15 protein-coding genes, 6 tRNA genes and 1 riboswitch are annotated in these 15,676 nt (G+C 44.6%); all 21 genes read right to left on the bottom strand.

All coding sequences use genetic code 11. The features are described 5' to 3' along the window. Positions 1–41: 41 nt before the first annotated feature. Positions 42–1,352 (bottom strand): ribosome biogenesis GTPase Der, encoded by a 1,311-nt coding sequence (der, locus tag FZ954_RS11235; protein ID WP_048765864.1) that lies wholly within the window; start codon positions 1,350–1,352, stop codon positions 42–44. Between the two features lie 42 nt (positions 1,353–1,394). Further along, positions 1,395–2,111, bottom strand: coding sequence for an NADPH-dependent oxidoreductase (locus tag FZ954_RS11230; RefSeq protein WP_148878408.1), 717 nt, complete (start codon positions 2,109–2,111; stop codon positions 1,395–1,397). Continuing rightward, the gene (gene dnaI, locus FZ954_RS11225; protein WP_148878407.1) at positions 2,108–3,007 is read right to left on the bottom strand and encodes a primosomal protein DnaI; all 900 of its coding nucleotides are present in this window, start codon (positions 3,005–3,007) and stop codon (positions 2,108–2,110) included. The genes FZ954_RS11230 and dnaI overlap by 4 nt, the downstream gene beginning before the upstream one ends. Beyond that, positions 3,008–4,162 (bottom strand): DnaD domain protein, encoded by a 1,155-nt coding sequence (locus FZ954_RS11220; protein WP_148878406.1) that lies wholly within the window; start codon positions 4,160–4,162, stop codon positions 3,008–3,010. It lies immediately after the preceding gene. 6 nt (positions 4,163–4,168) lie between these two features. Continuing rightward, positions 4,169–4,642 (bottom strand): transcriptional regulator NrdR, encoded by a 474-nt coding sequence (nrdR, locus tag FZ954_RS11215; protein ID WP_005591110.1) that lies wholly within the window; start codon positions 4,640–4,642, stop codon positions 4,169–4,171. A gap of 148 nt (positions 4,643–4,790) precedes the next feature. Next, positions 4,791–6,122 carry a sodium:alanine symporter family protein gene (locus FZ954_RS11210; protein WP_148878405.1) on the bottom strand — a complete coding sequence of 444 codons (1,332 nt, stop codon included), beginning with the start codon at positions 6,120–6,122 and terminating at the stop codon, positions 4,791–4,793. 90 nt (positions 6,123–6,212) lie between these two features. Beyond that, positions 6,213–6,302, bottom strand: a riboswitch (glycine riboswitch). A 168-nt stretch (positions 6,303–6,470) separates the two neighbouring features. Next, on the bottom strand, positions 6,471–6,785 hold the full coding sequence (gene trxA / locus FZ954_RS11205; protein ID WP_148878404.1) for a thioredoxin: 315 nt from the start codon (positions 6,783–6,785) through the stop codon (positions 6,471–6,473). Positions 6,786–6,870: 85 nt separating this feature from the next. Next, complete coding sequence (locus tag FZ954_RS11200; RefSeq protein WP_148878403.1) at positions 6,871–8,289, bottom strand: C69 family dipeptidase; 1,419 nt, start codon at positions 8,287–8,289, stop codon at positions 6,871–6,873. A gap of 78 nt (positions 8,290–8,367) precedes the next feature. Then, positions 8,368–10,701 carry an endonuclease MutS2 gene (locus tag FZ954_RS11195; RefSeq protein ID WP_148878438.1) on the bottom strand — a complete coding sequence of 778 codons (2,334 nt, stop codon included), beginning with the start codon at positions 10,699–10,701 and terminating at the stop codon, positions 8,368–8,370. A gap of 69 nt (positions 10,702–10,770) precedes the next feature. Further along, positions 10,771–11,322: a CvpA family protein gene (locus FZ954_RS11190; RefSeq protein WP_148878402.1), complete on the bottom strand. Its 552-nt coding sequence runs from the start codon at positions 11,320–11,322 to the stop codon at positions 10,771–10,773. Then, entirely contained in the window at positions 11,322–11,624 is a 303-nt protein-coding gene (locus FZ954_RS11185; RefSeq protein ID WP_148878401.1) for a hypothetical protein, read from the bottom strand. Before FZ954_RS11185 ends, FZ954_RS11190 begins: the two co-directional genes overlap by 1 nt. A 75-nt stretch (positions 11,625–11,699) precedes the next feature. Next, the gene (locus tag FZ954_RS11180; RefSeq protein WP_148878400.1) at positions 11,700–12,110 is read right to left on the bottom strand and encodes a GNAT family N-acetyltransferase; all 411 of its coding nucleotides are present in this window, start codon (positions 12,108–12,110) and stop codon (positions 11,700–11,702) included. Positions 12,111–12,320: 210 nt separating this feature from the next. Further along, positions 12,321–13,106, bottom strand: a complete 786-nt coding sequence (locus FZ954_RS11175; protein WP_148878399.1) for an ABC transporter permease — start codon at positions 13,104–13,106, stop codon at positions 12,321–12,323. 1 nt (position 13,107) lies between these two features. Further along, the gene (locus FZ954_RS11170; RefSeq protein WP_148878398.1) at positions 13,108–13,926 is read right to left on the bottom strand and encodes an ABC-2 family transporter protein; all 819 of its coding nucleotides are present in this window, start codon (positions 13,924–13,926) and stop codon (positions 13,108–13,110) included. Between the two features lies 1 nt (position 13,927). After that, positions 13,928–14,920, bottom strand: coding sequence for an ATP-binding cassette domain-containing protein (locus tag FZ954_RS11165; protein WP_148878397.1), 993 nt, complete (start codon positions 14,918–14,920; stop codon positions 13,928–13,930). 192 nt (positions 14,921–15,112) lie between these two features. Beyond that, positions 15,113–15,196: transfer RNA gene (locus FZ954_RS11160), tRNA-Leu, on the bottom strand. Positions 15,197–15,203: 7 nt separating this feature from the next. After that, positions 15,204–15,275 (bottom strand) — tRNA-Gln (locus FZ954_RS11155). Between the two features lie 16 nt (positions 15,276–15,291). Beyond that, positions 15,292–15,364 (bottom strand) — tRNA-His (locus FZ954_RS11150). A 12-nt stretch (positions 15,365–15,376) separates the two neighbouring features. Further along, positions 15,377–15,447 (bottom strand) — tRNA-Trp (locus FZ954_RS11145). 6 nt (positions 15,448–15,453) lie between these two features. Then, positions 15,454–15,534: transfer RNA gene (locus FZ954_RS11140), tRNA-Tyr, on the bottom strand. A gap of 17 nt (positions 15,535–15,551) precedes the next feature. Beyond that, positions 15,552–15,624 (bottom strand) — tRNA-Phe (locus tag FZ954_RS11135). Between the last annotated feature and the right edge of the window lie 52 nt (positions 15,625–15,676).

Here is a 15,676-nt window from a genome sequence, read left to right as displayed (position 1 = left end):
ATCGCTCTTGTTTTTTCTTTATAAACAGTCCGAAGCAAGTCCTACTTCCGCTTCCTTGCAATCAAGTGAATTGGGGTCCCTTCAAAGACAAAGGCCTTGCGGATTTGATTTTCTAAGAAACGCAGATAAGAGAAGTGCATAAGCTCTTCTTCGTTGACAAAGATGACAAAGGTCGGCGGTTTGGTCGCTACCTGAGTCGCATAAAAAATCTTGAGACGTTTGCCCTTGTCAGTCGGTGTCGGATTAATCGCGATAGCATCCATGATAACATCATTGAGCACCGCTGACGGAATACGGGTATTTTGACTCTGACTGATTTGCTTAATCATGTCCGGCAGCTTATGGAGACGCTGCTTGGTCAGGGCAGAAACAAAGATAATCGGGGCATAAGAAAGGTATTGGAACTGGTCTCGGATATCCTCTTCCCAGTCTTTCATAGTATGGTTATCTTTTTCCAGCGTATCCCACTTATTGACGACGATGATCATTCCTTTTCCAGCTTCATGGGCAAAGCCAGCAATTCGCTTGTCGTACTCACGAATTCCTTCTTCGGCATTAAGCACCATCAGAACGACATCTGAGCGGTCAATCGCCCGCATAGCCCGCATAACAGAGTATTTCTCCGTATTTTCATAGACCTTGCCTGACTTGCGCATACCAGCCGTGTCGATCATGGTAAATTCCTGACCTTCACTATCCGTAAAGACCGTATCAATAGCATCGCGCGTGGTACCAGCCACTGGACTGGCAATGACCCGATCCTCACCTAAGATGGCATTGATCAAACTAGACTTGCCGACATTAGGACGGCCAATCAAGCTAAACTTAATCATATCAGGATTTTCAACCACTTCCTCATGTGGAAGATTTTCAACGATAGCATCCAGAACATCCCCTGTACCAATCCCATGGACAGAAGAAACTGGAAATGGATCGCCCAAGCCCAGCGCATAGAAATCATAGATTTCATTGCGCATTTCGGGATTATCCACCTTATTAACCGCTAAGATAATCGGCTTGTGGGTCTTATAGAGCATGCGAGCGACATACTCGTCCGCATCCGTGATACCTTCCTTGCCAGACACGACAAAAACGATAACATCAGCCTCATCCATAGCGATTTCAGCTTGGTGCTTGATTTGCTCCATAAAAGGCGCATCAACATCGTCAATTCCGCCTGTATCAATGATACTAAACTTACGATTCAGCCAATCTGCCGTCGCATAGATGCGGTCACGAGTAACCCCTTCCACGTCTTCCACAATGGAAATCCGCTCACCCGCAATCCGGTTAAATAACGTTGACTTGCCGACATTAGGACGGCCGACAATGGCAATAGTTGGTAAGGCCATGTTTTTCCTCTTTCATTCTTTAGGACAGAGCCAAACTCCGTCCTACTTTTCTAATTTCTTTTCTTTGAATAGTTGGTCAATAGCCTGATTTGGCTCCTGACCAAATTGGGCAGCTAGGCGCTGACTCCAGGTTTCCTTAGCTCGCTCGCCGGCATATTCAGTCTGAACGCGGTCATAGGCTTGGATAGTTGAACGATCCTGTTCACGATATTCTTCCTCAAAGACCACTGCTTCATAAGGCAGACGTGGCTTGACTGCATGGTTCTGGTTGGGAGTTCCCAGAGCAATCCCAAAGACTGGATAAGTGTAGTCCGGCAACTTGAAAAGCTCTGCTATTTGACTGGCAGCATAACGAACCAGTCCAATGATTACTCCACCATAACCCAAACTTTCAGCTGCTAACAGGGTATTTTGTCCAGCTAAAGCAGCATCTACTGAGCTGATCAGGAGATTCTCCGACCCCTCAGGATAAAAGTCTTCCGTATGCATGTGAACGCCCTTTTGGGCACGATTGAGGTCGCCGACAAAAAGCAGGAAGGCCGAAGACTGCCTAATGGCTTCTTGGGGCACCAGGTCAAAGAGAGCTTCTTTTTTCTCTTTGCTTCGCACCACAATGATAGAGTAAGACTGGAAATTCTTCCAGCTGGACGCAGCTCGACCAGCATTAATGATGGCATGTAATTCTTTATCCGAAATCTGCTCCTCCGTAAAGCGGCGAACAGACGTGTGAGCATTCATCAAGTTAATTGTTTCATTCATCGGCGGTTCTCTCCTTCTAGGCGTACCTCCTGAGCCAGAAACTTAATTCGCTCCATAACCCGCTTGGCCTGCCAAGTCTCATCGCCATTCTTAGAGCTAGCAAAGTGACGCTCTAAATCCGAAAAACTAAAGTTAGAAGTAAAGAAAGTTGGCAGATTTTCCTGCATACGGTGCTGGAGAATGACCTGCAAAATCTCATCGCGCATCCAGGGGCTAGACTGCTCTGCACCGATATCGTCCAAAATCAGCACTTGAGCTGTCTTGACTTGGTCAATCTTGTCCTTGACCAAGCCGGAACTGATCGCATTCTTAACATCCAAAACAAAGCTTGGATAGTGGATCAGTGTCGTTGAAACACTGCGTTTTTCTGACAAATCATGCGCCAGAGCAGCCATCATATAGCTCTTCCCGACTCCAAAATCCCCGTAGAGATAAACAGCCTTCTGATAATGCGGAAACTCGGCAACAAAGTTGGTCAACAGTTCAAAAGCCTTGTAGCGGCCAACATCGTCTAAATCCACCTGAGCTAGGCTTGCTTCCTTGAGACTGGCTGGTAGGCTGATAAGATTGAGACGGCTTCTAATAGCCTCCTGTCTCTCCTGCTCAATCAACTCAGGCGTCTCTTCATAGTCAACATCCGCATAGCCTTCATTTTTCACCAAGATTGGCTTATATCCTTTAGCAATATAGGTCTCGTCCCCCAGCAAAAAGCGGTTGCGCTCCGTAATATACTGGTTAAACTTGGAGACACTCCGCTGAATCTCAGCTTGGGTCAGCTTTTCCTGCTGGATAAAGGCTGCCACATCTGGATCGGCCATAATCTGCTTGACCAGCTCCTGATAGTCAAACTGCCGCACCCTATTCATATGAGGCATATTCTGTCCTATTTTTTCCATTTAATCGCCTCCCTCTTCCAGTCTCGCTAAAAGCCTTCTTTTTTGTTCTTCTAGTTCCGCTTGTTTTTCTAAGCTAGTTTCATTTTTGTAATCTGGCTGACTCCAGTTCGGCACATTGCTTTTAGCAGAAGCTGGGCTGACTTGCGCAGGACGATTATTCGTCTGCTGGTTGCGCTCACGGATTTTCAGGACTGCCTCTTCAGCCGAGGTCACCTTTTGATAAGAAAAGTCATTGGCCACCTTGAGGGCATACTTCTCATTGAGATTGGCCGAATCTACCTTATTAAAAGTCAGTAGCAGGATGATATTGATAACTTCATCCAACAGTCCCATCTCTGCCAAATCCTGAATCAGCTTCCGTTCACTACGCGTAATGGCCGCCTGACGGGTTTTCTTGATTTCTGCCAAAAAGAACAAGGGCTGCTTGCTTTTAGCCTCACGGATAATAGACTGCTCTTGCTGAGAAAAATCTCCCGAAACTGGTTTTTGCAGAATCTTTTGCTGCATCCGTTTCGTCGAAATCACATGTGACACAGCTGTTTCACGCGCTAAGACATAGGTCTCATACCACGTCCATTTCTTCTGCTCCGCAATAGCAAACAAGTCCAAGAGATCCGATTTTTCATCTGCAAAACGCAAGCCATCCTGAGCCATTCTCTGTTTAAAATGCGTCAAGTCAAAATCATTCTGGCGACTGTTTCTCATCGGACTGACTTCTTCCATGCCATAGATCTGGCTAAAAGAAGCACCGATCTTTTGCCCAGCTGGATTTTCCGGTCGTAGCTTATCTACTGCCGCCTGACCAATCTTTTTCTCCAAAAGACTACTGTACACATGATGAGCAAAGAAGTCCTCAGCGGACAAGGTTGGATAGAGTCGGATGAAAAATCCCGTCTCCGTCTGGAGAAGCTCTAGCAAGCCAATAGCTGATAGGCGCTCCAAGCTCCTCTCCAATACTTCCATACCAAAATCAAGATGATTTAAAATATGGCTGAAAAGTCGCTGCTGAGCTCCGTCATCCCAAAAAGAAACCAGATAAAGATAAAGCGCTACTGCATCCTTGCCCACAATAGGTAGATAATAACGGGTCAGCCCGCTCATATCCTGACTGACCTGGTTATTAGACAAGAAAGAAAAATGATCATTTGGTTTCATAAGCCATTATTTTTCCTTTTTCTTCTTAGAACCCTTGGTAATCTGCTTCAAAAGGCTTTCCAACTCGCCAACATCCTTAAAACTCCGATAAACACTGGCAAAACGGACATAGGTAATTTCATCCAGCTCGGCCAGCTCATCCATGACCAGAGAGCCAATATATTCGCTGGCAATTTCATTTTCGCTCTGACTGCGAAGTTTTTGCTCAATCCGATTGACCAATTCTTCGATCTCGTCACTTGAGACTGGACGCTTCTGAGCAGAACGGATGATTCCATTAAATATCTTATCCCGAGAAAACTGCTCACGCGTTCCATCTTTTTTGACAACGACTAGGGTTCTTTCTTCCACGCGCTCATAAGTTGTAAAACGATGCTGGCATTCCTCGCATTCACGGCGGCGACGGATTGTATTTCCATCTTCTGCCTGCCGGCTGTCAACCACACTTGATTTGCTTCCGCCACATTTGGGACAACGCATGTCATTTCCTCCTAGAATCTTAATACTTCATTATACCATGTTTTGACCAATAACAAAAGACGAGAGATTTCTCACCCATAAAAAAACTAAAGCTGGCAAAGCAGCTTTAGCAAGAAAATCTTCTTTCAAAAATCCAGCAAATGGAAACTTAGCCCTTCTTGTCAAAATACTTTTTGGTTTCAGCAATAATAACAGGAGATAAGGCCAAAAGAGCAATCAGATTTGGCAAGGCCATCAAGGCATTGACAATATCGGCAATGACCCAAACTGCTTCTAGCTCAATAAAGCCCCCTAAGAGCACCATAGCAACAAAGATAATTCGGTACAAGCGAATATATTTGACACCAAACAGGAACTCAAAGCAGCGCTCACCGTAGTAGTTCCAGCCTAAAATAGTGGTAAAAGCAAACAGAACTAGAAAAACGGATAGAAGGATTGGACCAAAATTAGCAAAGACAGTCGCAAAGGCTGCCTGAGTCAAGGACACACCATTGAGATTGCCATCCCAAACTCCTGTGATTAAAATTGTTAGACCTGTCAGACTACAAATAATCAGAGTATCAATAAAGGTTCCCGTCATAGAAATCAAGCCTTGTTCGACAGGCTCCTTGGTCTTGGCTGCCGCCGCAGCAATAGGTGCTGATCCTAAACCAGATTCATTGGAGAATACCCCGCGTGCGACCCCATTTTGAATCGCCATCTGGATGGTTGCACCAGCAAAGCCACCAACAGCAGCCGTCTGACTAAATGCAGAACTAAAGACCAGCTGAAGAGTTGGCAGCAAACGATCTAGATTGACCGCTAAGACAGTCACAGTCCCCAAGATATAAATAGCCGCCATAAAGGGCACAACCTTGGTCGACACTCGAGCAATAGACTGGATGCCGCTAAAAATAACTAGAGCCACCAAAATAGCCAAGATAGAGGCAGTCACAGCTGGAGGGAACTGAATCGTATTCTGCATAGCTTCTGTAATGGAATTGACCTGCGTAAAGGTCCCAATCCCTAAAAGAGCCACCAAGACACCCGCTACAGCAAAGAAGATAGCCAGCGGACGCCATTTTTCGCCCATTCCCAAAAGAATATAGTGCATGGGACCACCAGCAACGGCTCCGTGGGCATCTTTGGAACGATACTTAATCGCTAATAAACCTTCGGCATACTTGGTTGCCATTCCAAAGAAAGCTGCTAGCCACATCCAAAATAAGGCGCCCGGTCCACCAACTTTTATGGCAGTCGCTACACCGATAATATTCCCCGTGCCAACCGTGGCTGCCAATGCTGTACAAAGAGCTGCAAAGCTAGACACATCTCCATGATGATCCTCACCGGAAACAAAAATTAAGCGAAAGGCGCGAGAAAGGCGCGAAATCTGTAGCAACCTCAGACGAAGCGTCAGATAAAGCCCCGTTCCAACTAATAAAATCAAGAGGGGAGGTCCCCAGACCAGAGAATCAATTTGATTCAGCAATTTCAACATAAATCTTCTGCTCCTTTTCCACACCGAGAAAAAGAAAAGTACATGTGTAAACATGTACTCTGGATGCCTGAGAACGACCGTTTCTTGTCCTTCCCTTGCTCTGTCCTTTTACCTGAGAGTTTGAGCAGTTGCCTGCCTTGCCCCTTCGGTGCCAATCATGGTCTCTCCAGAGTTCCGTCCATTTCACAGTCATAAGGCTCAAATACTTATTTCTGAAAAACTTCATTCGGTGTTTATTCTAAATTTTCTATTATTTTAAAATAATATTCGGTTTTTGTCAATATTTTATAACAAACTTTAAATATGTAAACGTTTTTTAATGCAAAAAGAAGCCCTGAGGCTTCTTTCTTAACTTAATTCTGACAAAATCGCCTTCAGTTGCTCCTTCGTATGAACACCAGCTACTTGCTTAACGACTTGACCGTCTTTCTTGAACAGAAGGGTTGGAATGGACATAATGCCGAATTCACGGGCAGTGTTAGGATTTTCATCCACATCCATTTTAAGGATTTTCAGTTCATCTTCATGAACTTCCTCTGCCAACTGCTCTAAGATAGGCGCCTGCATACGACATGGGCCACACCAAGTTGCCCAAAAATCAATCAGAACCAGTCCGTCTTTTGTCTCTTTAGCGAATGTTGCATCTGTAACTGCTGCTACCATAAATCTTCTCCTTTGAATAGCTTACTTTTGATAATATTGTACACCAAACCCAGAGGAAAAGAAAATATTTGCTACGGGTAGGACCTTAATCACTCAATGAGAAATGGTTGGTCATGAGATTGCTGGCATCCAAGAGAACTTTCTCCAAGAGCTGGTCTGTCGCTTCTTGCACCTTGTCGCTCATGGCTTGATTTTCAGCTTCAAAGTCCACATCCTCGCCCTTAGCCAGAGCTCGGTCTACCCGACCAATCATTTCATGACCCCAGGCCATAGTCTTTTCCTGATATTCATCCAAGTCTCCGACATGACTGCTAAAATGAGCATCAGCCAGCCCAGCAATCAGACGATTGGCCCAATAGAAAGAATCCGTCGAAACCTTGTCCGTCGTATTGGCAAAATAGTCTGGTGTAGTTGAGACCTGAGTAAAGAAAGGAACGGCTGTATTGTAAGGCATGGAGCCGTAGGACAGCCACTGGATCCCAGTCGTTTCCTGCGGTTGATTAGGGCGTAGCTGCAAGATGGCTGTCTGACTTGTCCGATTAATCCCAATAGTCCGAAAGACCCGTCTACTGTTGTGATCTCCCTCTGCTCCGTAAGGATCATAAGGCGAATCCTGATAGTGACTGCTCAGGACATACTTGACATCTTCGATCGTAATCTTGCGGTATGGCTTACGGCACCATGGGATGAAGAAACTCCTTGGATCTTGCTCCACTTCTGGATTGAGAAAACGCTGAATATCCCAAGCTCGCGGTGTATTGTAATGGCGGTCCTTATCCTTCTGGCTGCCAAAAGCATAGCGTGGATTGAAGCCCTCATCTGAGTAATTCAGATTGAGATGGTTTTCCTCGATAAAGTTTTTGAGATTTGGATGACAGAGGAAGTGCTCAGGATTGTCAAATTCAAAATAATCACTGCCCAGCTGATTGGGGTTGGTCACATAGGCATCATCCGGAACGCGCCGCGCCATCCAATGATGCCCCCCAATGGTTTCCAGCCACCAGATTTCATTGACATCTGAGATAGCAATCCCATTGGACTCATAAGTACCGTATTCTTCTAAGATTTTCCCTAGACGAAGAACCCCTTCTCGAGCAGTTTTGATATAGGGAAGAACCAGCGTGAGAATATCTTCCTCGCTGATACCTGATTCTAATAGAGGGTCAGCCCCCAGCACGCGGCTATTGGTTGTAATCGTTTCCGTTGCGCTGACAGCAACATTATAGCTGTTAATCCCAGCAGCTCCCCAAATCCCATCTTTGGGAACTGCATCTGGCACTGCCGTATAGCGGACTGGATTGTCCGGCAAATCCATCTCAAAGGATGTCAAAACTGACTGATAATGGCGAGGCTGGTCTTGTGGCTCCACTACAACAAATTTCTTGGGCGTAAAAACCCCATTTTGTGAATCCTCTGTACGAGCCACAATGGTTGAACCGTCGTAACTAGCCTTCTTGCCCACCAAAATAGTCGTGCAGGAATCTGATGCGTGTTTTAATCTCATGGCTTCTTCCTCCAATCTATTATACGCCTACATTATAGCACAAAAAATGGCTTAACCAGCCATTTTTCTTTATCCTTCTTACTTAAAGACTACAATCGTCGCGCCACTGCCGCCAGCATTTTGCGGGGCATAGCCGAAGGACTTGACCTGCTTGTTGCGGCGGAGATATTTGGTCACCCCTTCACGGATGACACCCGTTCCGATACCGTGGATAATGTCCACCTGAGCCATATTATTGAGAAGGGCCTGATCGATAAAGGCATCGAGCTCCTCCATAGCCTCTTCATAGCGTTTGCCACGCAGATCTAGTCTGGCTCTTGGACCTTTGGTATTGGTTCGCTTGACCACATTGACCTGCTTGCGCTTAGGTTGCTGCTCCTTTTCAGCCTTGAGTAAGTTGAACTCCTGCTCTTCTAGAGTCATCTTGATGAGACCGACCTGAGCTTCCCAACGGCCGTCCTTGAGTTGCTTGACCAAGGTTCCCCGCTGACCATAGCTGGTGACTAGGATATCATCTCCCACCTTGGGCGCCCGATTTTTCTTAGCCTGCTTGAGCACCTTATTCTTTGATAAATCAACCGTTTCTGGTGCCAACTTTTTAAGCTGAGCCTTGGCTTCAATAATCTCATGCGGTTTGAGACTGGACTTAGCATGGAGATTTTTGAGAATGCTCTCACTCTCTGACAAGGCCATATCTACGATTTCCTGTGCTTCCAAGCGTGCCTTATTGAGCTCGGTTTCCTTTTCTCTGTTAAACTCATTGTAAAGTTTTTTTAGGGCTCGGTTAAATTTGAGATTTTCCTGCTCCACCTCGCGGATATTATCCAAGCGCTTGCGGCTTTCCAACGTCTGCTCTTCCAGGCGCTCAATGATCCGATTGACATCACTGTCTGTATCAGTCTGCTCTTGGGCGTGGCCAACGATAACTTCCGACAAGCCCAAACGCCGAGCAATTTCAAAGGCATTGGAGCGGCCAGGTACTCCCTGCATAAAGCGATAGGTCGGCCGCAAACTATCTGTATCAAATTCCATGCTGGCATTTTCCACCCAGTCCGTCTCAATCCCATAGGCTTTCAGCTCAGGATAGTGGGTTGTCGCCATGGTTTTAATCTGTCGTAGCCTTAAATCTTCCAAGATAGCAATGGCCAGAGCTGCTCCTTCTTGCGGGTCAGTTCCAGCTCCTAGCTCATCCAGCAGAACCAGACTCTCGCTATCAACCTGCTCTAAAATAGAGACGATATTAGTCATGTGACTGGAGAAAGTCGACAGGCTCTGCTCAATGGACTGCTCATCACCAATGTCTGCAAAAATCTGACTGAAAATCCCGACGCGACTGCCCTTGTCCGCCAGAATCGGCAGACCTGACTGGGCCATGATTTGAGCCAAGCCCAAAGTCTTCAGCATAATGGTCTTACCACCCGTATTAGGCCCGGTAATGACAATCTCTGTCAAGTCTGGCCCGAAATGCAGGTCATTAGCCACTGCATTTTCAATCAGGGGATGGCGAACACTAAGCAGTTGGATATCTTGCTTTTCCGACAGGTCTGGCACCACAGCTCCCGTCTCCTGCATGAAGCGAACTTTGGCACGCACCAGATCTAGATGACCGATAATCCAAGCATTGTTGGCAATTTCAGCCGCATGAGGCCGTATCATATCCGACATAGCCTGCAAAATCCGCTGAATTTCATAGCGCTCGTCTGCCCGACTGCTGGCAATCTCTTCATTGAGATTAACCACCGCCCGCGGCTCAATATAAACAGTACTCCCGCTAGCTGAAATATCGTGAACGACGCCTGCAATACGATTACGGTAGGTATTTTTCACAGGCAGTACATTACGGCCGTTCCGGCTGGCCACCACTTGGTCTGCCAGCATGTCACCCTTGGTTTTGAGAATTTCTTGCAGAATATCTCGAACCTGAACTTCATTTTCTTGGATTTTCCGGCGAATACGACTCAACTCTTCACTAGCAAAACTTTCGAGAAAGCCCCCATCATTGATAGCTTGCAGGCTTCCCTGAATACTAGGAAACTCTACTAAATTGTTAAAAAGACGATCCAAACGCTCCAATTGGATATTTTCTAAGTCCCCGTAGAAAGATACCAGCTCATGCGTCACAGCCAAGACCCGCTTGAGGGCCAGAAACTCCTCGATATTCAGGTCACTATCCAGCTCTAGGCGCTTGGTTAAACCCCTAATATCCTGAATGGCTCCCAAACTAAAGTGCGGATGCTGCACAAAAATCTGCCGCATATCGGACATTTCCAAAAAAGCAGCAGCAATTGATTCTTTTTTGCTGTTTGGCTGGAGCTGCTTTAACTCTAACTCTCCCAGCTCAGTCAGTAGATAGGGAGAAAAAAGCTCCTTAATTTTATCAAATTCCAAAGTTTCTAAAATTTTATGATTCATCATGTTCATTCTATTTCTATATGATTTAAACTGAAAAAGAAACTCAGCTACAGGGCAACTGAGTCTTAATTATCCGATAATTTTTGTGACCCAAAGGTCATGTAAAATGGATGAAGTTACAGGCGTATGATTGATAATAAACCGAATCAGCAAACTCGAATTTAAGCGTTCTTGGATAAAGGACATGGGCACAGTAGCTAAAATAGTCAGTCCCATCTCGATAACAAAGAGTGCGATGAAGACCGCAATTGCCCCACTGACCATATTAAAAACTTTCGTATCCCACTTATTCGGATAGGGAATTAAATTTACAAAAATCCCCAAAAAGCGGCCTACTATATAAACAAGGCTGAAAACAAGAAGATAAGCCAGCCCCGCATAAAAAACCTTATCCAAATGGAAAAGTTGAGAACTTGCAAAGAAATAAGTCGAGCTACCTTTAGCAGCGCTAGCATAAGGCACCCAAAGGCTGATAAACTTGGCCAAACTCTTATAAAAAGCTCCAGCCACTAGCATGGAAACCATGGTTGCAGTAGCATAATAGCCCTGCAAAACAATACCACGCGAGTAGCCGATATAAAAGCTCCAGGCCAATATTAGTAAAATAATAATCGCAAACACTATCTTTCCCCTGTATTAGCTGACTTTTCTCTCAGCTCACTGAGCATTTTGTGACGAAGGCCTTCCAATTCTTTTTCCTTATCATCAAACTCAATCTCGCGACTGAGCTGGGTAGATAAACTATTAATCGCCAGCAAAATGGCCAAGACTTCATCATCTGCCGCAGGCATCTGCTCTTTAATAGCCTTATATTTTTCCTTGGCAACCCGCTCCACTTCTTCCATAAAAAGATTATCGTGTTCTGTTGTTAAAGTTAAGGTTTTGCTTCCAAATGTAAACTTATATCTATTCAAATTTGCCATAAAATCACCTCATGATATTATACCAAAAATTGCTACATTTGTCAGGTAGAAATCTGCTATCTGTCCTTTGATAAATTATAACTCTTTCGTATAATAGTATCTCTCACCTGTATAGGGATATTCTTTTAATCTAAACACTTCCTCATAGCCATGCTTTTTATAAAAATCTGGCGCTTGGAAATGAAAGGTATCCACAAATGAATACTTACACTTCCTGGCACGAGCTTCCTCTTCCGCCCTTTGCAAAATATCCGAGCCAAGCCCTTGCCCCCGTAAATCCTCACACACATATAAATACTCAATTTCAAGCCAATAACCAAATGTTTCGGATACCAGGCCTCCCATTAAATTTCCGTCCTCATCTTCGACAAAGATATTGAGAGGATCACTTGTTGAAGCTTCCCGTTTAGAGCGATTATAAGCTCGGATTAAATTCCCAAGTTCTTGGACACGTTCAGATTCTTTATTTTCCAATCTCAATTTCATTAGACTCTCCTTCTTATCAAATCTTAAATCTATTCTACCATTTTAGCAAGATAAGTAGAATTTATTCATTGCAAAAATAAAAATTTGAAAGATAGAGATCTTAAAATATATTAGAAAAGACAAGGTAGCAAACCCTGTCTTTATACTGTATCTAATTGATCTCTTATTCATAGACTTTCTATATAAATCTCACACTTTATATATTCCCTCTTACGAACCCGCACTTTCGTAGGCATCTAAGCCCCTATCCCAGAGTTTCAAGGAAATGAAAAAGAAGACAAGGGAAATTAGAATCAAACCACCAATATTAAAGAGTCCATCCTTGTCCTGCAAGAAATAGCTGGCAGGGTAGTAGGCCGTAAAGGCGAAAGGCACGATAAAACTGATCAACCAGCGAAGAAGGGAATTGTAAATCGAAATCGGGTACTTAGCAAAATCATTAAACATATAGAAAATGTAAATCATAGCCCCTGACTGCTTGGTCCAAAAAGCGATACTGGCAGTCGCGATTTTCAGGGAAGTATAAATCAAGGTCGCAAAGGGAATACAGACTAGGAAAATCAGGAATTTGGGAAGAGTCCAAGCAATGCTAGACACCGTTGTCGCTAGTAAAATGCCACCAACCAAAAGTTCGCCCAAGGCATCAATTTGAAAGGTCTCAACGAGTATATGAAAGAGAGGGTTGATAGGACGAGTCAGATACTTGTCAAATTCTCCTTTTCGCACCAAGCGTTGCCCCAGTGCCCATAGATTGTCAAAAAAGAGATGGTCCAGTCCCTTGGGAATCAAGGAAAAACCATAGATGAAGGCAATCTCTTGAAAGGTCCAGCCTTCTAGGGATGGAATGTGTTGAAAGATGACATTGAGAAACAAGAGATTCAAGCCTTGGGTCAAAAAAACTCCTAGCACACCAACCACAAAATCCACCTTGTATTCCATGATTTGCTTGATGTATTGTCTGATAAAAATCAGATGCATACGTTGATATTTTTTCATACTAACCTCCTTGAATGGTGATAAATGACTGGACTCTTTTCCAAATCAACTGAGACAAGCTCACCATCACTATGAGCCAGAAGAACTGTAGCAAAAGCGCTTGAAGAATCTGACTGGCATCGTATTTCCCAACAATGATCATAACTGGAGTATAAATCAAGGATGAAAAAGGCAAGAAGGACAGAATATCTGAAACAATCTTAGGGAAGAAAGCCAAGGGAATCAAACTCCCCGACATAAAGTCAATCAGAGAATTCTTGAGCAGATTAGAGCCCCATAGATTTTTAAAAACAAAGGCTGAAAACCCAAAGCAGATATTAAAGAAAAAATTGATCAGGTAGGCTAGCGTTAAGCTAAAAAGATAAATGACAGTTAGTCCCAGCACTTCTACAATACCTTGCCCAGAAAAGATCTTCATCAGAACAATGACACTTAAAAATGGAAGGCCAACACTGATAAAAATCAACCACTTGGAACCAAGCTCGGTGAAGAGATATGAGGCCGCAAAATGCACTGGTCGCAGCAAGCGCATGATAATGGAGCCATCCTTGACCTCCTCCCCAATCATAAAAGAAGAATCCGACCTAGTCAAAAGATTGGTCACAAAACTCATGATGATGTAGAGGGTGATATCCGCCATACTGAAACCCTGGATCAAAGACTCCTGCGAGGAATCAAAGACTGCCTTCCAGAGATAAAACTCAACAAAAGCACCCATGACATCGCCAATCCGATAAAGAAGAAAGTTGACTCGATAGGTAATCAACTCCTGAATCCCTGCATTGATAAAGGGTTTATAACGTCGCCACAATTTGACCATCTTAGAGCTCCTTTCGGTAGAAGCGACGGATAATATCCTCAATATCCGTATCCACCATCTTCAAATCACGGATTTCAAAATCAGACAGGGTTTGCTTGATAATATCAGCTGACTGGTAACGGGAACTATCAAACTCAATATTGAGGCTATTTCCTTGTCTATCAATGGTCATATCAGGTAGGCCTTCATAGTGAGAGACGAGGTGACTTTGCCCTGGCACCAATTCAAAGGAAAGAGTCTTCATCTTGCCAAAGGTTTCCTTGAGCTGGCTCACCGTCCCATCAAAAATCTCCTGCCCCCTGTCAATCATGAAAATCCGATCACAGAGCTGCTCAATGTCGCTCAGGTCGTGAGTGGTCAAGAGAATGGTTGTTTCTTCTTCTTGATTGATCTGGGTGATGGCCCGACGAATGTTATCCTTGACCGACACATCCAAACCAATAGTCGGCTCATCTAAAAAGAGAACCTTAGGATTGTGGAGCAAGGAAGCCGCAATATCCGCCCGCATTCGTTGACCAAGTGAAAGAGTCCGCACGGGGTCTTTGATAAAGTCCTTCAAATCCAAGACTTCATTCAAAAAGTCCATGCGCTTGTGGAAGAGCGAGTCCGGCACATCGTAAATCTCTTTTAAGACCGTGTAGGTCTCTTGCAGAGCCAAATCCCACCATAGCTGAGTACGTTGTCCGAAAACCACTCCAATATCCTTGACATAATCCTGGCGATTATCCTGCGGAATCTTGCCGTTAATCCGACAAAAACCAGATGTCGGTTTCAAAATTCCTGTCAGCATTTTAATGGTTGTCGACTTCCCAGCGCCATTTGCCCCGATAAAGCCTAAAATCTGCCCCTTGGGAACCTCAAAGGTCAAATCCTTGACCGCTTCAAAGGTCTGCTGTTCAGGATGAATAAAGGAGCGCAAAGCCCCCTTCAATCCTGGTTCCTTCACTGTCTTCACAAAATTTTTCTGAAGATGCTCTACTTCTATCATTGCCATATGCTTCTCTCCTTAGAAAGACTTGGATAAGTCATTTACTATTACAAACAAGAATCCTTACTTGTATCTAAACAGCCAGAAAAAATTTGTAGATAAAGCAAAAGAATGATCATAAAATAAATAATCTCAAACAAATCAAAAATAAAAATTTGTAAAAAAAGACAAGATTCGAAAACCTTGTCTTTATTACTATACCGGCGGCCGGGGTCGAACCGGCACGTCCTTGCGGACACTGGATTTTGAGTCCAGCGCGTCTGCCAATTCCGCCACGCCGGCAAAGTAACTGGGGTAGCTGGATTCGAACCAACGCATGAGGGAGTCAAAGTCCCTTGCCTTACCGCTTGGCGATACCCCAATAATCAAAAGAAATAGGCGAGTGATGGGGATCGAACCCACGCATGCCAGAGCCACAATCTGGTGTGTTAACCACTTCACCACACCCGCCATATTCCAAAACACGGGCAGTAGGAATTGAACCCACACTGAAGGTTTTGGAGACCTTAGTTCTACCTTTAAACTATGCCCGTTAAGCATGGAAGGGGAGGGATTCGAACCCCCGAACCCGAAGGAGCGGATTTACAGTCCGCCGCGTTTAGCCTCTTCGCTACCCTTCCGAAATTCTAAAGATATATGGCGCGAGACGGAATCGAACCGCCGACACATGGAGCTTCAATCCATTGCTCTACCAACTGAGCTACCGAGCCAAATTGCGGGAGCAGGATTTGAACCTACGACCTTCGGGTTATGAGCCCGACG

Origin of the sequence: Streptococcus sp. Marseille-P7375 (assembly GCF_902460365.1) — a bacterium.
Taxonomy (GTDB): Bacteria; Bacillota; Bacilli; order Lactobacillales; family Streptococcaceae; genus Streptococcus; species Streptococcus cristatus_I.
Note: the sequence above shows the minus strand (reverse complement) of the source record. Positions and strands in the feature narration are given on the sequence as shown.

Coding starts and splice junctions, on each gene's coding strand:
- dnaI (WP_148878407.1), bottom strand. CDS start 3,007: ATGGAAAAAATAGGACAGAATATGCCTCATATGAATAGGGTGCGGCAG.
- FZ954_RS11230 (WP_148878408.1), bottom strand. CDS start 2,111: ATGAATGAAACAATTAACTTGATGAATGCTCACACGTCTGTTCGCCGC.
- FZ954_RS11195 (WP_148878438.1), bottom strand. CDS start 10,701: ATGAATCATAAAATTTTAGAAACTTTGGAATTTGATAAAATTAAGGAG.
- der (WP_048765864.1), bottom strand. CDS start 1,352: ATGGCCTTACCAACTATTGCCATTGTCGGCCGTCCTAATGTCGGCAAG.
- FZ954_RS11180 (WP_148878400.1), bottom strand. CDS start 12,110: ATGAAATTGAGATTGGAAAATAAAGAATCTGAACGTGTCCAAGAACTT.
- FZ954_RS11165 (WP_148878397.1), bottom strand. CDS start 14,920: ATGGCAATGATAGAAGTAGAGCATCTTCAGAAAAATTTTGTGAAGACA.
- FZ954_RS11175 (WP_148878399.1), bottom strand. CDS start 13,106: ATGAAAAAATATCAACGTATGCATCTGATTTTTATCAGACAATACATC.
- FZ954_RS11220 (WP_148878406.1), bottom strand. CDS start 4,162: ATGAAACCAAATGATCATTTTTCTTTCTTGTCTAATAACCAGGTCAGT.
- FZ954_RS11210 (WP_148878405.1), bottom strand. CDS start 6,122: ATGTTGAAATTGCTGAATCAAATTGATTCTCTGGTCTGGGGACCTCCC.
- FZ954_RS11170 (WP_148878398.1), bottom strand. CDS start 13,926: ATGGTCAAATTGTGGCGACGTTATAAACCCTTTATCAATGCAGGGATT.
- FZ954_RS11200 (WP_148878403.1), bottom strand. CDS start 8,289: ATGAGATTAAAACACGCATCAGATTCCTGCACGACTATTTTGGTGGGC.
- FZ954_RS11185 (WP_148878401.1), bottom strand. CDS start 11,624: ATGGCAAATTTGAATAGATATAAGTTTACATTTGGAAGCAAAACCTTA.
- nrdR (WP_005591110.1), bottom strand. CDS start 4,642: ATGCGTTGTCCCAAATGTGGCGGAAGCAAATCAAGTGTGGTTGACAGC.
- trxA (WP_148878404.1), bottom strand. CDS start 6,785: ATGGTAGCAGCAGTTACAGATGCAACATTCGCTAAAGAGACAAAAGAC.